At 58.8% G+C, this 13755-nt stretch carries 10 protein-coding genes; 1 reads left to right on the top strand and 9 read right to left on the bottom strand.

Going from position 1 to position 13755, the window contains the following annotated elements:
* Positions 1–34: 34 nt before the first annotated feature.
* The 7 genes from hflC to PTZ19_RS10315 all read right to left on the bottom strand — a co-directional run bounded on the left by hflC (position 35) and on the right by PTZ19_RS10315 (position 7822).
* Positions 35–916: a protease modulator HflC gene (gene hflC, locus PTZ19_RS10345; RefSeq protein WP_276354211.1), complete on the bottom strand. Its 882-nt coding sequence runs from the start codon at positions 914–916 to the stop codon at positions 35–37.
* A complete protein-coding gene (hflK, locus tag PTZ19_RS10340) occupies positions 913–1947 on the bottom strand; it encodes an FtsH protease activity modulator HflK (protein ID WP_276354210.1) in 1035 nt (344 codons plus the stop codon). The genes hflC and hflK overlap by 4 nt, the downstream gene beginning before the upstream one ends.
* Positions 1948–2085: 138 nt before the next feature.
* On the bottom strand, positions 2086–3627 hold the full coding sequence (locus PTZ19_RS10335) for an AbfB domain-containing protein (RefSeq protein WP_276354208.1): 1542 nt from the start codon (positions 3625–3627) through the stop codon (positions 2086–2088).
* 21 nt (positions 3628–3648) lie between these two features.
* A complete protein-coding gene (locus tag PTZ19_RS10330) occupies positions 3649–4635 on the bottom strand; it encodes a glycoside hydrolase family 43 protein (RefSeq protein ID WP_276354206.1) in 987 nt (328 codons plus the stop codon).
* Between the two features lie 28 nt (positions 4636–4663).
* Entirely contained in the window at positions 4664–5506 is an 843-nt protein-coding gene (locus PTZ19_RS10325) for a carbohydrate ABC transporter permease (RefSeq protein WP_276354205.1), read from the bottom strand.
* Between the two features lie 2 nt (positions 5507–5508).
* Positions 5509–6393 carry a carbohydrate ABC transporter permease gene (locus tag PTZ19_RS10320; RefSeq protein ID WP_276354203.1) on the bottom strand — a complete coding sequence of 295 codons (885 nt, stop codon included), beginning with the start codon at positions 6391–6393 and terminating at the stop codon, positions 5509–5511.
* An 85-nt stretch (positions 6394–6478) separates the two neighbouring features.
* Positions 6479–7822 carry an ABC transporter substrate-binding protein gene (locus tag PTZ19_RS10315; protein ID WP_276354202.1) on the bottom strand — a complete coding sequence of 448 codons (1344 nt, stop codon included), beginning with the start codon at positions 7820–7822 and terminating at the stop codon, positions 6479–6481.
* Between the two features lie 148 nt (positions 7823–7970).
* Here PTZ19_RS10315 and PTZ19_RS10310 point away from each other — a divergent pair, with 148 nt between their 5' ends.
* A complete protein-coding gene (locus PTZ19_RS10310) occupies positions 7971–9035 on the top strand; it encodes a GntR family transcriptional regulator (protein WP_276354201.1) in 1065 nt (354 codons plus the stop codon).
* Positions 9036–9752: 717 nt separating this feature from the next.
* Here the strand turns inward: PTZ19_RS10310 and mdh are convergent.
* Entirely contained in the window at positions 9753–10697 is a 945-nt protein-coding gene (gene mdh, locus PTZ19_RS10305) for a malate dehydrogenase (protein ID WP_276354198.1), read from the bottom strand.
* A 1716-nt stretch (positions 10698–12413) separates the two neighbouring features.
* Positions 12414–13706, bottom strand: a complete 1293-nt coding sequence (gene icd / locus PTZ19_RS10300; RefSeq protein WP_276354195.1) for an NADP-dependent isocitrate dehydrogenase — start codon at positions 13704–13706, stop codon at positions 12414–12416.
* Positions 13707–13755 lie beyond the last annotated feature (49 nt).

Genomic DNA, 13755 nt, shown 5'->3' with positions numbered 1-13755 from the left:
CGGAGGGATTCTTAATAGAGCCGGGCGCGGAAGGTTACGGCTGACGGCCGAGCAGGATGCGGGCGTACGGCGAATCGATCGGCATCAGAATGACCGGTTCGTTCTGCAGCGTCGTCACGTAGCTGTCCAGCGTCCGATAGAAACTATAGAACGCCGGATCTTTGCCGTAGGCCTGATTGTAGATTTTCGCCGCTTCCCCTTCCCCTTCGGCGACGATCGTTTTGGCTTTCGCTTGGGCTTCCGCGGTCAGCTCGGCGGCCGTACGGTCGGCCTTGGCCATGATTTTGCGGGATTCCTCGTCGCCTTCTGACAAATATTGGGCGGCGATCGATTTCCGGTCGGAAATCATCCGGTTGTAGACGCTTTGTTTGTTGCTTTCCGGCAGGTCGGTCCGCTTGATCCGCACGTCTACGATTTGAACGCCGGACCGGTCCCGTTTGAGGGCTTCCGCCACGTCCTTCGTGATTTCGTCGTTCAGGTTGCCCCGCGCGGTATCCTCGCTGATGATCTGGTCGTAATTGATCTCGGAGAGCTTGCGCCGGACCGTGTTGTACACCGCCGCGTCGATCCGCTGGATGCCGGCCCCGACCGTCTTGGCCGTGCGCAGGAACTGCTGGGCGTCGTCGATCCGCCAGACGGTGTAATTGTCGACGATGATCGGTTTCTTGTCCTTGGTCAGGATGGACGTCGGATTGCTCTCGTACGTCATCTGGCGTTTGGGCAGCGTCATCGTGTTCTCCACGAAGGGGATTTTGAACTGGAGACCCGGCGAGCCGACGACGCGCACGGCTTCCCCGAACTTCAGCACGACTTTGTACTCCCCTTCTTTTACTAGAAACGTCGAATTGAGCAGCAGAATAAGGACAACCAAAGCGCCGACGCCGTATAGGATTTTGCGTTTGATGCCCGGGGTCATGGCGACACGCCTCCTTGCGTTCCCTGATTGGATGCCGACGGAGGCGGCGATGAAGGCTTCGCGCCCGGCAGCAGCTCGTTCAGGGGCAAATATTTCACGGTATCCCCGGAGGAATCCGACAAGATGATGCGCGCGTTCGGCAAAATCTTCTCCAGGGTTTCCAAAATGAGCCGGCTCTGCGTAACGTCCGGGCTGGCTTTATACTGCTCGTAAATCGCGTTGAATTTGGCGACGTCGCCTTGCGCGTTCAGGATCCGCGATTTTTTGTCGGCCTCGGCCTTCTCCAGCAGCGCCTGTGCTTCGCCACGCGCTTTCGGAATCCGTTCGTTCTCGTATTTGGCGGCGTTGTTGATCTTGGTGTTCTTCTCCTCCCGGGCGTTCGTCACTTCTCGGAACGCTTCTTCCACTTGTCCGCCCGGCGGCTCGATGTCCTGGAACTTGATGTCGAGAATCTGGATCCCCGTCTGATAAATATCCTGCAGCTCGATCAGCTTGGTCCGCACTTTGTCCTGGATGTCCGTCTTGCCGTCGGTGATGGCGTAATCCAGCTTCTCCGATCCGATGACGGAGCGGATGGAGGCGCTGGCGGCGTTGCGAAGGAATTGCTCCGGGTGGTCCACGTTATACAAATAATCGCGGATGTTGCTGATTTTCCACTGGACGACGGCATCGGCGGACACGATGTTCTCGTCCCCCGTGATCATCATCGCTTCTTCTTCCACGGGCGTGATCGTCTCGCCGTTCTGGTGATAGCCGATCGTGATTTGCTGGGTCAGCTCCGCAGGCACCTTCACGACCTGCTGGATCGGGTACGGCCACTTGAAATGCAGCCCGGCCCTCGTCTCCCCCGTGTACTTGCCGAACGTGAGAATGGCGGCTCTCTCCTGCTCCTGCACCGTGTAGAAGCAGGAATAAGCGATCAGCAGCACGGCGACGGCCGCGGCTCCCAGCCCGATTTTCCGGAACAGCCCCGGCGGCAGTTGGCCCATGGGCCGGCCGTTTTTGCGCGGGTTGATGTCGATGACGTCCATCTTTCCTCTCCCTTGCGTGTGATATTGACGCTTATGAAATGATACGGCGGTCTCCTCCCCCCGTTTCAGAAAGAGAACGGCCCCAGGCGCCGCGAGGCGTTCTGGGGCCGTTCGTTCAGGGCGGATCTTCCGCTTCCGCTAGTGGACGATGAAAGTCGCGTCCTGCTTCTCCGTCGCCGTGCTGATCGGGTCGATCCGGAGCTGATAGCTGGATTGGCGGATATAATACGTCGGGAAGTTGTACGACTTGAACGACGCCTGGCTTGCGTTCGCGAGCCCCGCCGTTTGGTAGAACGTCGCGTCCTGCTGGAAGATGGAAGAACCGTCATTGCGGTCTAAACGCAGGACGTAGTTATAATGCCGCAAATAATATCCCGGGAAATTGACCGACTCGAACGAGACGCCCGCCGAATCCGCCAATCCCGGAACCATCCGGAACCGGGAATCGTTGACCGGGGTCGGATTCTGGTCGAGACGGGCCAAAAAATTATAGTGCCGGATATAGTACCCCGGATACCGGTTGGACTCCCATTGGCGGATGAGCGCCGCGTCTCCGAGCTCCTTGCTGCCGTACCGGACCGAGTTATGCCCGCTGCCGAGCGGACCTGCGGAAAGGATCAGCACGTTGTGGTTGTCCGCGAGCGGGACGAGCGCGCGGCTGTATCCTTGCGGCACGACGGTGCTGACTCTCGTCCAGTTGTCAGCCGCCCCGTTCTCCGAGTTGAGGTACAGCTCCGTGCTGGAGTTGGCCGATACCGCGATCGTGCCGTTCGGTCCCGTGCCGGACAGCCATACGACGTACGGAGAGCTGGTCGGAACGACTCCGTCCCTCGTTTTCAGCAGCGTCCCGGGATCCGTGGCCGCCCCGAAGTTTTCCGGATTGGACGAAATTTTATAGTAAACCGCGAAATTGCCGTTCGGGGAACCGCCGTATTCGTACGTCATGATGTAGTTGCCGTTGCCGAGTTTGGCGACCGTCGTCATGCCCGGGCGTTTGGCGGAATCCGCCAGCGCGATGTCCTCGACCGGGGAGCTCCAGGCCGTGCCGTTCGTGGACGTCACGTGCACGAGCTTCTGGTTATGCGCCGGATCCCGTTCGTCCGAGTAGTACAAAATCAGCTTGTTGTTGGCAACGAGCAGGAACGGTTCCCATACCGGGTCGTACGCGCCGGACGGGTCGGCTCTGCCGCCCGTCGCGATCGAGCTGACGAACGACCAGGTTACGCCGTGGTCCGTGCTTTTGTACAGGTCGATCTTCGTGGCGGACAGGTCCGACGGAATGGAGTTGCCCGCGCATAGAATCGTCCCCGCGGGCATGCTTCCGATCGCTTGCGGCAGCTCGTACAGGAACGGTTGGTACCGGAGCCCCCACCCGTTCACCGTATCGGTCACTTCGGAAAGATGCGCCCAGGTGACGCCGCCGTCCGTACTCCGGTAAATCGGGAACGAAGGCGTTCCGTTCACGTAATGCTCGAACGTCGCCAGCAGCGTGCCGTTGGCGCTGCCGCCGTACTGCAGGCGCAGCGCCCGCGGATACAGCGTGCCCGGCCCGGGATCGCTGGACGGCGACGAGTACATGACGCTCGGCCCGAACGCGCTCGCCTCCCCGAATACGAGTAACAACGCAAACAGTCCCATTCCGACGATTTTTGCCCATTTCCTGAGCGGTCTTGCTCCCATGCCTGCATTCCCCTTTTCCGATTAAGATCGGAAGCGCGAAAGCGTGGCGATTGAGCTGCGAAAATCCGGCCTTCCGTCGTTCGTCCATTGGAGCTCCGCGACGAAGGTATGCCGATTCGGGTCGTACAGCGGATCTCCCGCGATCTCCTTGTACGTTCTCGCATGAAAAACGAATAAGGTTTCCTTGCCGTCTTCCGTTACGGTAAAGCTGTTATGTCCGGGGCCGTACAGCCCGAGCTTCTCGTCGGTCGCCAGAACCGGCGCCGGGGACTTGCGCCAAGAGGTAACGTCAAGCAAGTCCGCATCGGCGTCGGCCTCGAGCAGCCCGATGCAATAGTTGGCGTCCGTCGCGCTGGCGGAATAGGCGATGAACACCCGCCCGTCCTTGCGGAGGAACGCCGCGCCTTCGTTCACCTTGAAGCCGACGGTTTCCCAGTCGTACTCCGGCTTCGATATCATCGTCTGCTTGCCGGTCAGCGTCCACGGATTGCCCATTTCGGAAATGTACAGGTTGGAGTTGCCGGCGATGCCCGGATCCTTCTGGGCCCATACGAGATAACGCGTCCCCCGATGCTCGAACGTCGTGGCGTCGAGCGAGAAGCTTTCCCAAGCCGTGCGGATTTGCCCCTTCTCCTCCCACTCCCCTTCCATTGGATTGGCGTTCCCGTTCTCCAGCACGAACATCCGGTGGTCGAATAACCCGTCGTTGGTCTCGGCCGTGCGGGCGGCGGCGAAATAGACGTACCATTTGCCGTCGATATGATGAATTTCGGGCGCCCAAATATTCGCGCTCAGCAAGCCCGATTCATGCTTTCTCCAGATGACGGCGGGGCTCGCCTGACGCAGCTCCTCGATCGTCCTGCCTCTGCGGATCTCGATGCGGTCGTATTCCGGCACGGAGGCCGCGAAATAGTAATACCCGTCGGAATGCCGGTAAATATGCGGATCCGCCCGCTGTTCGATCAACGGCATCACACCGTCTGCCTTCGTTCGTTGTTGGACTCCCATCCCGTCACCTGCTTCTTTTTTGTTGTCGTCAGCCTTTCACGCCGCCCACGGTCAGCCCCGAAACGAAGTACCGTTGGAAAAAGACGAAGACGATCATGATCGGCACGATCGCGAGCACGGAACCGGCGATCAGAATATCGTAGTTGTTGCCGTACGGCGTCACCAGGCTCGACAGCCCGATCGGCAGCGTCAGCTTCTCGCCCGAACTCAGCACGATAAGCGGCCATACGAAGCTGTTCCAGCTGGCCAGAGCCTGCACGATGATCATGGCTCCGAAAGCCGGCGTCATGATCGGCACGAAAATGCGGAAAAAAATGCCGTATTCCGAGCAGCCGTCGATTCTCCCGGCATCGAGAAAATCTTTGGGCAAACCCGAAGCGTATTGCCGGAAGAAGAAGATCGGCAGCGGAGAGACGACGAAGGGCAGGATCACTCCTCCGAAGCTGTCGATCAGGTTCAGCGCGATCATCTGCTTATACAGCGGAAGCATGATGATTTCCACCGGGATCATCATGACGAGCAGCACGCAGAGGAAAATGAAGTTGCGCCCGATGAACCGGTACATCGCCAGGCCGTAGCCGACCATCGACGACAGCAGCATGCAGCCGGCCGTATAGACGACCGTAATGACGAGGCTGTTCTTATACCAAGTCGCGTACTTGGCGGCGCCCTTCGAGAAGATGAAGGTGTAGTTGTCCAAAGAAAGCAATTCCGGCTGCAAGCGGATATTGAGGCCGAAACGGAGCAGCTCCTTCGAAGGTTTAAGCGATGCGAGCGCCAAGCAATAGAAAGGAAACAAGGCCAGCGCGGCCAATAGGACGAACAGGACAACCAGAAGGAGCGTTTGCGTGTCGAAGCGTTTGGCGCGCATGGTCAATCCTCCTTCTTGAACAAGCCGAATAGCCGAAGTTGGATCACGTTCAAAACCATCGTGAACGCAAGAAGTACGATCCCGATCGCGGAGCCGAGCCCCAGGCTGTTCTTCTCGATGCCGTGCCGATAGAGCAGCCCGATCATCGTCAGCCCGATATCGTTGGGCGAACGGTTGCCGCTCCACAAGATGAAACTCTCCGTGAACATCGCGTATCCGCCGTAGATGCTGATCGTGATGACGTAGATCGACACCGGCTTGAGCAGCGGAAGCGTGATGCGCCGGAATTTCTGCCAAGTGTTCGCCCCGTCGATTTCCGCCGATTCGTACAGTTCGCCGGGGATGGACTGCAGCGCCGACAGGAAATAGACGATGTTGATGCCCACGTAACGCCACGTCGCCAAAATGACGAGCACGAGCATGCCCGTCACGCGGTTGCCGAGCCAGTTGATCGTCCCTGCGCCGAACGCATGGCGGAACGTATTCATGACCGATTCGTCAAGGGAACCGAACACGAGGCGGAAAACGATGCCCGCCACGACGACCGATGTCAGCGTGGGAACGAATAGGGCGGAGCGAAAGAAAGAGCTCCACTTCATGCGTTTGGCATTCAGGAATACCGCCAGCACGAGCGGCAGCGGGATCAGGACGACGAGGGTCCAGAACGTATACTTCGTGCTGTTCCAAAGCGCCGTATAGAAGGAATCGTCTTTCCATAGATCCCGGTAGTTCGTCCAGCCGATGAAATGCGTCTGGCCCGGCAGCACTTCCTGGAAGCTCATGAGGATCGTGGACAGCACGGGATAGGCGAAAAACACGGCGAGCGAGAGCACGAACGGGAGCACGAACACGTAAGGGGCGAGCCGCTGGGAATAGATCCATTTCATACCGTCGTTATCGCTCCTTCCCGAAACGGGAGAAGCTTTGCCGAAGAACCGGCCGCGGTCTTCGGCAAAGCGTTCCGTTCCTGTTTTACTTGATGCCGGCGGCTGCGTCGTCAAGCACTTGCTTCGGATCTTTCAAGTCGTTCAGCGCCTGGAACATCGCCTTCGTCTTGATGACGTCGGATACCGCGGGCGTTCTTTCCTTGATGTTCGTCGGCGCGATCTCGCTCTTCAGGCTGTCGAGGAACGTGAAGATGCCGGTGCCGAAATAATCGGTGTACTTGTTCGGTTCGCTCATCGCCGGATCCGTCCAGGCGTCCGTGCGGATCGGATCGAAGCCGAGCTGCTTCCAGATTTCGATGGTGCCTTCCTTCGACACTTTCGCGAACTCCAGGAACTTTTTCGCCAGCTCCTGGTTTTTGGACTGATTCGTGATGACCGTGCCCGTGCCGCCCATCCCGGAGGAGCGCATTTCGCCCTGCTTGAATACGGGCATCGGCTTGATGACGATTTTGCCTTTCAAGTCGGGCATGTAGTCCGTGAACCGTCCCATGTACCACATCGGCATCCAGATCGCCGCCGCGCCGCCGCCGTTCATGAATCCGTAATATTCTTCGGAGTGATGGAATCCGCCGGGCGCCGCGATCGCGATCTTCTCTTTCACCAGTTTCTGCAGGTACGTCAGAACCTCTACGTTCGCTTGATCGTTCAGCGTCACGTTGCCGTCTTTGTCGAGGAAATCGGAACCGTGCTGCACGACCATCGGCCAGAACGTCCATTGGTCCGTCGTCTCGACGGTCGTCATCGGTTTGCCGGTCTTGTCCAGCACTTGTTTGCCTGCCGCCTCGAAATCGTCCCATGTGACGATGCTGTCCGGATTGACGCCGGCCTGGTCGAGGATTTCCTTGTTGTAGTAGATGACTTGCGCGCCGACGTGATAGTCGATGCCGTAGTATTTGCCGTCCTTGGCATAGTTGTCGAGGCGGGACATGACCAGGTTGTCCTTGACGGGCTCCACGATGTCGTTAAGCGGAACCAGCTGCGGATCGCCTTTCAGGTAGTTGCCGATTTTGCTGATTTCGATGTCGGCCAGATCGGGCGCTCCTTTGCCGGACTGGAGGGCGACGAGCAGCTTGTTGTGAGCGTCGTCGTAGGGGAACGTCGTGGCCGTGAGCTCGATCGGCATGTCCGGATGGGCCGCGTTCCACTGCTTGGCCATGCTTTCGAAAAACTTCTGGTGCAGTTCGTTGAACGTCCAGAATTCCAGCTTGGCCGGCGTTCCGTTCGCGGACGCGGACGCGGGAGCGGACGAGCCGGAAGCACCGGGTGATGCGGGCGAAGCGTCGGTACCGCCTTTTTTCGAACTGCATCCTGCCAATGCCAACATGCTGACCAGCGTCAAAGAAAGTAGATAAAGCAGCGCTTTTTTCATTCGGATTTCCCCCTAGAAAAATGTTGAATGCGCTTAATTTCCTAAAGTCAGGGTTGTAAGCGCTTTACAATTTGGATTATAATATGGGTTAAATATAATTTATATAACCAATTGGTCATAAAATCATATTTTTTCGGGAGTGGCCGCCATGAACAAAAAAACCGCGTTGTACAAACAGATCCAATTCCAGATCCGGGACAAAATCATGTCCGGCAAGCTGCGTCCCGCCGATCGGATTCCTTCGGAGCAAGAATTGATGGACGAATACAAGGTGAGCAAAATCACGGTCAAAAACGCCTTGACCGAGCTTGCCGACGAAGGGCTCATCGTCCGCATCCAAGGAAAAGGCACGTTCGTCGCCGCGGACGTGCCGCAGACCGGCATCCCGCCATTCGGAAGCCCGTCCGCCCAGGCCGCGCCGCTGATCGGCCTCATCATCCCGACGTTGAAAACGGGCGTCATCCGGAAGCTGGTCGACCACACCGAGCTTTTCCTGAAGGAAGCCGGCTTCCAGATGATTCTGAGCATTACGCGCGAGTCGGCGGCCGAGGAATCGCGGGCGATCCGGGACTTGGTCGACGCGGGGGTGCAAGGCTTGATCGTGTTCCCGACCGAGGACGAGAAATACAACGAGTCGCTGCTTCGCCTGTCGCTCGACAAATTCCCGTTCGTCTTTATCGACCGCTATCTGCGCAATATCGAAACCTACACGATCACCTCCGACAACCTAGGCGGGGCGTATGACACCGTATCCTACCTGCTGGAGAAGGGGCATCGGCACATCGCGCTCCTTTCCCCGGAGAACGCGAACACGGCCGTCCAGGATCGGACGACCGGGTTCGAGAAGGCGTATATCGACCGGGAAATCTCCATCGACAAAAACCTGTGGTGCCACGTCCCGCTCGACATTCTGCGCAGCGACCGCGCGCTCGATTACATTACGGAATTTTGGGGGGGCCATCCGGCGATCACCGCGGCCTTCACGCTGACGGAGGAAATCGCCCAACTGACGTCGCAGGCCCTTCGCCGCACCCGAAGGGAAAAGGACGTCGAGCTGATCTCGTTCGACGATCCCGGCATTCCGAACGTTTCCTACGTGCAGCAGGACGAACGGGAGATGGCCCGCTCCGCCGTATCGCTGCTCTGCGAACAGATCAAGTCCGCCTACGCGCCGCAGAACGTCGTCGTGCCCGTGAAGCTTGTCTTTCGGTGAGCGGAATCGAGAACGGAGACGGCTTCCATGGATGATCGGCGCACCGGGTCGATGTACGGGAAAGTCGGACAACGGCGGGACTTTTGCGGGGTTTCGGGCGAGATGTACGGAAAAATCGGATCACGGCGGGACTTTTGCGGGATTTCGGGCGAGATGTACGGAAAAGTCGGACAACGGCGGGACTTTTGCGGGGTTTCGGGCGAGATGTACGGAAAAATCGGATAACGGCGGGACTTTTGCGGGATTTCGGGCGAGATGTACGGAAAAGTCGGACAACGGCGGGACTTTTGCGGGATTTCGGGCGAGATGTACGGAAAAATCGGACAACGGCGGGACTTTTGCGGGGTTTCGGGCAAGTTGTACGGGAAAGTCGGATAACGGCGGGCCTGTTGCGGGGTTTCGGGCAAGTTGTACGGGAAAGTCGGAGAACGGCGGGACTTTTGCGGGGTTTCGGGCTAGTTGTACGGGAAAGTCGGATAACGGCGGGCCTGTTGCGGGGTTTCGGGCAAGTTGTACGGGAAAGTCGGAGAACGGCGGGACTTTTGCGGGGTTTCGGGCTAGTTGTACGGGAAAGTCGGATAACGGCGGGCCTGTTGCGGGGTTTCGGGCAAGTTGTACGGGAAAGTCGGATAACGGCGCGCTCGCGATGGTGCCGAATAAAAGGCTCCGGCCCTAGGCGGTTGCCTCGGGTCGGAGCTTCCCGTTTTACGGCCAAGATCAGGCGTTTTCGACGACTTTGATGACATTGCGGACGGATTCGGCCGATTTGTCCAGCGCGGCTTTCTCTTCCGCCGTCAACTCGATTTCCATGATTTTTTCGATGCCGTCTCCGCCCAGTACGGCCAGCACGCCAATGAACAGGTCTTGATAGCCGTATTCTCCTTGCAGCAGGGCGATGACCGGAAGGATGCGCTTCTTGTCCTTCAGGATCGCTTCGGTCATCTGGACGAGCGAAGCCGCCGGCGCGTAATAGGCGCTGCCGTTGCCGAGCAGGTTGACGATTTCCCCGCCGCCGACGCGGGTACGCTGCACGATCGCGTCAATTTGCTCCTTGGGCAGCAACTTCTCGACCGGGATGCCGCCGACCGTCGTGTATCGGACCAGCGGGACCATATCGTCTCCGTGGCCGCCGAGTACGACGCCTCGCACGTCTTCGACGGATACGTTCAGCGCCTCCGCCAGGAACGTGTTGTAACGTGCCGTATCGAGGACGCCGGATTGTCCGATGACCCGGTTTTTCGGGAAACCGAGCGTTCGGTGCGCCACGTAGGTCATCGCGTCGACCGGGTTGGACAGGATGATGACGTATGCGTTCGGACTGGTCGCTTTGACTTGCTCGCACACCGACTTGACGATGCCGGCGTTCGTGCTCACCAGATCGTCGCGGCTCATGCCCGGCTTGCGCGCCACTCCGGCGGTGATGATGACGACGTCGGAGTTCGCGGAATCCCGATAATCGGCCGTGCCGACGATCCGGGCATCTACGCCTTGCACCGGCGTGGATTCGAGCATATCCAGCGCCTTGCCTTTGGTCGGGTTCTCGAGCTGCGGAATGTCGAGCAGCACGACGTCCCCCAGTTCCTTCTGCGCCAGCATCAGCGCCGTCGTCGCCCCCGTGAACCCCGCGCCCACGACGGTAATCTTCGCACGTTGAATCGCCATAACCGAAATGCCCTCCTTCAGATGGTAAACCATACACATTTAACGCATTATAGCCATTCAACCCGGATTCCATGCCTAGCAGCGCGACATTTGCGCATCCCGGCATGGGTTCAGAAGATTTAGCGTATGTGGTACGCTAATCGATCGGTTCGGCGTGGGCTTTGGCGGTATAGCGTATGTAGTACGCTAATCGATCGGTTCGGCGTGGACTTTGGCGGTATAGCGTATGTAGTACGCTAATTGATCGGTTCGGCGTGGGCTTTGGCGGTATAGCGTATGTAGTACGCTAATCGATCGGTTCGGCGTGGACTTAGGCGGTATAGCGTATGTAGTACGCTAATTGATCGGGTCGGCGTGGGCTTTGGCGGTATAGCGTATGTAGTACGCTTATCGATCGGTTCGGCGTGGACTTTGGCGGTATAGCGTATGTAGTACGCTAATTGCTCGGTGCGGCGTGGGCTTTGGCGGTATAGCGTATGTGGTACGCTAATTGATCGGTTCGACGTGGGCTTTGACGGTATAGCGTATGTGGTACGCGAATCGATCGGTTCGGCGTGTGCTTTGACGATATAGCGTATGTAGTACGCTAATCGATCGGTTCGGCGTGGGCTTTGGCGGTATAGCGTATGTAGTACGCTAATTGCTCGGTGCGGCGTGGGCTTTGGCGGTATAGCGGATGTAGTACGCTAATTGAGCGGTTCGGCGTGGGCTTTGGCGGGATAGCGTATGTAGTACGCTAATTGCTCGGTGCGGCGTGGGCTTTGGCGGTATAGCGGATGTAGTACGCTAATTGAGCGGTTCGGCGTGGGCTTTGGCGGGATAGCGTATGTAGTACGCTAATTGCTCGGTGCGGCGTGGGCTTTGGCGGTATAGCGTATGTAGTACGCTAATTGATCGGTTTGACGTGGGCTTTGGCGGTATAGCGTATGTGGTACGCTAATTGATCGGTTCGACGTGGGCTTTGACGATATATCGTATGTACTACGCTAATCGATCGGTTCGGCGTGGGCTTTGGCGGTATAGCGTATGTGGTACGCTTTCTGCCGTTACGGCCTATGCTGGCGAGCGGGCACAAGCAAAGTAGGCCATAAAAAAGGCAAGTCGGCAAGTTTTCTCGAGAGAGAAACCGCCGACGAGCCAAGCCGCGCAGTCCCACGCACCTCTACCCCACCGTTCCTCCGCCAACGTCTCCCGCAGCACGAGGCTCTTAATCCGGGTGTCCAGAGGGCGGAGCGCCTCGGGATCCCCCTCCTGGGGGAGGGGGACTTAGGGGGTGGGCGAATTCCTGAGCGCCTCGGGATCCCCCTCCGGGGGGTGGGGGACTTCGGGGGGGGGCGAATTCCTGAGCGCCTCGGGATCCCCCTCCGGGGGGTGGGGGACTTCGGGGGGGGGCGAATTCCTGAGCGCCTCGGGATCCCCCTCCGGGGGGTGGGGGACTTCGGGGGGGGGCGAATTCCTGAGCGCCTCGGGATCCCCCTCCGGGGGGTGGGGGACTTCGGGGGGGGGCGAATTCCTGAGCGCCTCGGGATCCCCCTACCGGGGGAGGGGGACTTAGGGGGTGGGCGAATTCCTGAGCGCCTCGGGATCCCCCTACCGGGGGAGGGGGACTTAGGGGGTGGGCGAATTCCTTAGAGGGTGGGACGATAACGAGAATCCCCCTCCCGGCGGGAGGGGGATTTAAGGGGTGGGCGAATCCCTTAGACAAGGGACCCTGGGTTACATATTCTTGATGATCTCGTCCGCGAACGCGGAGCACTTGATCTCGGTCGCGCCTTCCATCAGACGCGCGAAATCGTAGGTGACCGTTTTGTTCGCGATGGATTGCTCCATGCCTTTGTAGATCAAGTCGGCCGCTTCCAGCCAGCCGAGGTGCTCGAACATCATGACGCCGGACAGGATGACGGAGCCCGGGTTGACGACGTCTTTGTCGGCGTATTTCGGAGCGGTGCCGTGCGTCGCCTCGAAAATCGCGTGTCCGGTTACATAGTTGATGTTGGCACCGGGCGCGATGCCGATGCCGCCGACTTGGGCCGCGAGGGCGTCGGACAAGTAGTCGCCGTTCAGGTTCAGCGTCGCGATGACGTCGAAGTCGGTCGGACGCGTCAAGACCTGCTGCAGCGCGATGTCGGCGATGGCGTCCTTGATCAGGACTTTGCCGGCGTCCAGCGCGGCCTTCTGCGCCGCATTGGCGGCTTCCTCGCCCTGCTCGGCTTTGATTTTGTCGTATTGTCCCCACGTGAAGGTTTTGTCCGCGAACTCGGTTTCGGCCACTTCGTAGCCCCAGTTCTTGAACGCGCCCTCGGTGAACTTCATGATGTTGCCTTTATGCACCAGCGTGACGGATTTGCGCTTGTGCTTGATCGCGTATTCGATCGCGGCGCGGACCAGACGTTTGGAGCCTTCCGAGGATACCGGCTTGATGCCGATGCCGGACGTTTCCGGGAAGCGGATTTTCTTGACGCCCATTTCCTTCTGCAGGAATTCGATGACCTTCTTCACGTCGGCCGTCTCGGCTTGGTACTCGATGCCCGCGTAGATGTCTTCCGTGTTCTCGCGGAAAATGACCATGTCGACGAGCTCCGGACGTTTGACCGGGGAAGGCACGCCTTGGAAGTAGCGGACCGGACGCAAGCAAACGTACAGGTCCAGCTCTTGGCGGAGCGCCACGTTCAGGGAGCGGATGCCGCCGCCGATCGGCGTCGTCAACGGTCCCTTGATGGCGATGATGTATTCGCGGATCGCGGTGAGCGTATCGTTCGGCAGCCACTCACCGTAAGTATTGAATGCTTTCTCGCCGGCAAACACTTCGTACCAAGCGATTTGCTTCTCGCCTTTATAGGCTTTCTCGACGGCCGCGTCCAACACGCGCTTGGAAGCGCGCCATATATCGCGGCCCGTTCCGTCCCCTTCGATGAACGGGATGATCGGGTTGTTCGGGACGTTCAGGACGCCGTTCGTTACGGTAATCGGTTGGCCGGACGTGGGTGCGGCGAATTTTTCGAGTTGCATGCTTGATTTCCTCCATTTCGATTTTTCGCAAGAAACCGGCATTCAGCCC

This window comes from Cohnella caldifontis (genome assembly GCF_029360585.1).
GTDB classification, from domain to species: domain Bacteria; phylum Bacillota; class Bacilli; order Paenibacillales; family Paenibacillaceae; genus Cohnella; species Cohnella caldifontis.
The sequence above is the reverse complement of the archived record's forward strand: the minus strand, read 5'-3'. Positions and strand labels throughout refer to the sequence as shown.

Bases quoted from the DNA above. Each gene is read 5' to 3' on its own strand.
- PTZ19_RS10320 (WP_276354203.1), bottom strand. From the start codon at position 6,393: ATGAAATGGATCTATTCCCAGCGGCTCGCCCCTTACGTGTTCGTGCTC.
- PTZ19_RS10310 (WP_276354201.1), top strand. From the start codon at position 7,971: ATGAACAAAAAAACCGCGTTGTACAAACAGATCCAATTCCAGATCCGG.
- icd (WP_276354195.1), bottom strand. From the start codon at position 13,706: ATGCAACTCGAAAAATTCGCCGCACCCACGTCCGGCCAACCGATTACC.
- PTZ19_RS10315 (WP_276354202.1), bottom strand. From the start codon at position 7,822: ATGAAAAAAGCGCTGCTTTATCTACTTTCTTTGACGCTGGTCAGCATG.
- PTZ19_RS10335 (WP_276354208.1), bottom strand. From the start codon at position 3,627: ATGGGAGCAAGACCGCTCAGGAAATGGGCAAAAATCGTCGGAATGGGA.
- hflC (WP_276354211.1), bottom strand. From the start codon at position 916: ATGACCCCGGGCATCAAACGCAAAATCCTATACGGCGTCGGCGCTTTG.
- PTZ19_RS10325 (WP_276354205.1), bottom strand. From the start codon at position 5,506: ATGCGCGCCAAACGCTTCGACACGCAAACGCTCCTTCTGGTTGTCCTG.
- hflK (WP_276354210.1), bottom strand. From the start codon at position 1,947: ATGGACGTCATCGACATCAACCCGCGCAAAAACGGCCGGCCCATGGGC.
- mdh (WP_276354198.1), bottom strand. From the start codon at position 10,697: ATGGCGATTCAACGTGCGAAGATTACCGTCGTGGGCGCGGGGTTCACG.
- PTZ19_RS10330 (WP_276354206.1), bottom strand. From the start codon at position 4,635: ATGGGAGTCCAACAACGAACGAAGGCAGACGGTGTGATGCCGTTGATC.